The organism is Xenorhabdus sp. PB62.4 (genome assembly GCF_014467285.1).
Lineage (GTDB): Bacteria > Pseudomonadota > Gammaproteobacteria > Enterobacterales > Enterobacteriaceae > Xenorhabdus.
In genome coordinates, this window is sequence record NZ_NKHR01000009.1 from 157,447 (window position 1) to 160,676 (window position 3,230).

General features: G+C 53.4%; 2 rRNA genes. Both read right to left on the bottom strand.

The window, feature by feature from the left end:
* Nucleotides 1-2: 2 nt before the first annotated feature.
* Nucleotides 3-118, bottom strand: a 5S ribosomal RNA gene (rrf, locus tag Xenpb_RS20445).
* Nucleotides 119-210: 92 nt separating this feature from the next.
* A 23S ribosomal RNA gene (locus Xenpb_RS20450) occupies nt 211-3,119 on the bottom strand.
* Nucleotides 3,120-3,230 lie beyond the last annotated feature (111 nt).

Here is a 3,230-nt window from a genome sequence, read left to right on the forward strand (position 1 = left end):
ATGTCTGGCAGTGTCCTACTCTCACATGGGGAGACCCCACACTACCATCGGCGCTACGGCGTTTCACTGCTGAGTTCGGCATGGGGTCAGGTGGGACCACCGCGCTGTTGCCGCCAGACAAATTCTGTATTCAATCCCGAACAAGCTGCTGTCTTGCATTTGAAACCCCATTCTGCTCTCTCTCTACGCCCAAAACACCTTCGGTGTTGTCAGGTTAAGCCGCACGGTTCATTAGTACCGGTTAGCTCAACGTGTCGCCACGCTTACACACCCGGCCTATCCACGTCCTCGTCTCGAACGTTCCTTCAGTGTCCTCAAGGGACAAGGGAAGACTCATCTCAAGGCAAGTTTCCCGCTTAGATGCTTTCAGCGGTTATCTCTGCCGCACTTAGCTACCGGGCAATGCCATTGGCATGACAACCCGAACACCAGTGGTGCGTCCACTCCGGTCCTCTCGTACTAGGAGCAGCCCCTTTCAATCTTCCAACGCCCACGGCAGATAGGGACCGAACTGTCTCACGACGTTCTAAACCCAGCTCGCGTACCACTTTAAATGGCGAACAGCCATACCCTTGGGACCTACTTCAGCCCCAGGATGTGATGAGCCGACATCGAGGTGCCAAACACCGCCGTCGATATGAACTCTTGGGCGGTATCAGCCTGTTATCCCCGGAGTACCTTTTATCCGTTGAGCGATGGCCCTTCCATACAGAACCACCGGATCACTAAGACCTACTTTCGTACCTGCTCGAGCCGTCACTCTCGCAGTCAAGCCAGCTTATGCCTTTGCACTAACCTCACGATGTCCGACCGTGATTAGCTAACCTTCGTGCTCCTCCGTTACGCTTTGGGAGGAGACCGCCCCAGTCAAACTACCCACCAGACACTGTCCGCAACCCGGGTCACGGGCCTGCGTTAGAACATCAAACATTCAAGGGTGGTATTTCAAGGATGGCTCCATGCAGACTGGCGTCCACACTTCCAAGCCTCCCACCTATCCTACACATCAAGGCTCAAGGTTCAGTGTCAAGCTATAGTAAAGGTTCACGGGGTCTTTCCGTCTTGCCGCGGGTACACTGCATCTTCACAGCGAGTTCAATTTCACTGAGTCTCGGGTGGAGACAGCCTGGCCATCATTACGCCATTCGTGCAGGTCGGAACTTACCCGACAAGGAATTTCGCTACCTTAGGACCGTTATAGTTACGGCCGCCGTTTACTGGGGCTTCGATCAAGAGCTTCGCCTTGCGGCTGACCCCATCAATTAACCTTCCAGCACCGGGCAGGCGTCACACCGTATACGTCCACTTTCGTGTTTGCACAGTGCTGTGTTTTTATTAAACAGTTGCAGCCAGCTGGTATCTTCGGCTGATTTCAGCTCCGCCCGCAGGGGCTTCACCTACCTATCAGCGTGCCTTCTCCCGAAGTTACGGCACCATTTTGCCTAGTTCCTTCACCCGAGTTCTCTCAAGCGCCTGAGTATTCTCTACCTGACCACCTGTGTCGGTTTGGGGTACGATTCAATGTTACCTGAGGCTTAGAGGCTTTTCCTGGAAGCAGGGCATCTGTCACTTCAGCACCGTAGTGCCTCGTCATTACGCCTCAGTGTTAACAGCGGTCCGGATTTACCAAAACCACCCACCTACACGCTTAAACCGGGACGACCGTCGCCCGGCTGACATAGCCTTCTCCGTCCCCCCTTCGCAGTAACACCGAGTACAGGAATATTAACCTGTTTCCCATCGACTACGCTTTTCAGCCTCGCCTTAGGGGTCGACTCACCCTGCCCCGATTAACGTTGGACAGGAACCCTTGGTCTTCCGGCGAGCGGGTTTTTCACCCGCTTTATCGTTACTTATGTCAGCATTCGCACTTCTGATACCTCCAGCAAACCTCACAGTTCACCTTCAGCGGCTTACAGAACGCTCCCCTACCCAACAACACTTACGTGTCGCTGCCGCAGCTTCGGTGCATGGTTTAGCCCCGTTACATCTTCCGCGCAGGCCGACTCGACCAGTGAGCTATTACGCTTTCTTTAAATGATGGCTGCTTCTAAGCCAACATCCTGGCTGTCTGAGCCTTCCCACTTCGTTTCCCACTTAACCATGACTTGGGGACCTTAGCTGGCGGTCTGGGTTGTTTCCCTCTTCACGACGGACGTTAGCACCCGCCGTGTGTCTCCCGTGATAACATTCTTCGGTATTCGCAGTTTGCATCGGGTTGGTAAGTCGGGATGACCCCCTAGCCGAAACAGTGCTCTACCCCCGAAGATGAGTTCACGAGGCGCTACCTAAATAGCTTTCGGGGAGAACCAGCTATCTCCCGGTTTGATTGGCCTTTCACCCCCAGCCACAAGTCATCCGCTAATTTTTCAACATTAGTCGGTTCGGTCCTCCAGTTAGTGTTACCCAACCTTCAACCTGCCCATGGCTAGATCACCGGGTTTCGGGTCTATACCCTGCAACTTAACGCCCCGTTAAGACTCGGTTTCCCTGCGGCTCCCCTAAACGGTTAACCTTGCTACAGAATATAAGTCGCTGACCCATTATACAAAAGGTACGCAGTCACACCTTAAAAGGTGCTCCCACTGCTTGTACGTACACGGTTTCAGGTTCTCTTTCACTCCCCTCGCCGGGGTTCTTTTCGCCTTTCCCTCACGGTACTGGTTCACTATCGGTCAGTCAGGAGTATTTAGCCTTGGAGGATGGTCCCCCCATATTCAGACAGGATACCACGTGTCCCGCCCTACTCTTCGAGCTCCCAACACCAGCGTCTTCGGATACGGGGCTGTCACCCTTTACTGCCGGCCTTTCCAGACCGTTCTCCTGACGCTGATATTGTTGATGGCTCTGGGCTGCTCCCCGTTCGCTCGCCGCTACTGGGGGAATCTCGGTTGATTTCTTTTCCTCGGGGTACTGAGATGTTTCAGTTCCCCCGGTTCGCCTCATTCACCTATGGATTCAGTGAATGATAGTGCAACGGATTGCACTGGGTTTCCCCATTCGGATATCGCCGGCTGATAACGCTGCTTATCAGCTCACCGGCGCTTTTCGCAGATTAGCACGTCCTTCATCGCCTCTGACTGCCTAGGCATCCACCGTGTACGCTTATTCGCTTAACCTCACAACCCGAAGGTGTCTTCAGATTGGAGTATTGAGAGACTCATCAATGCCATTTTTCAATAACACTGATTGTTTCAAATTTTCAGCTTGTTCCAGATTGTTAAAGAGCA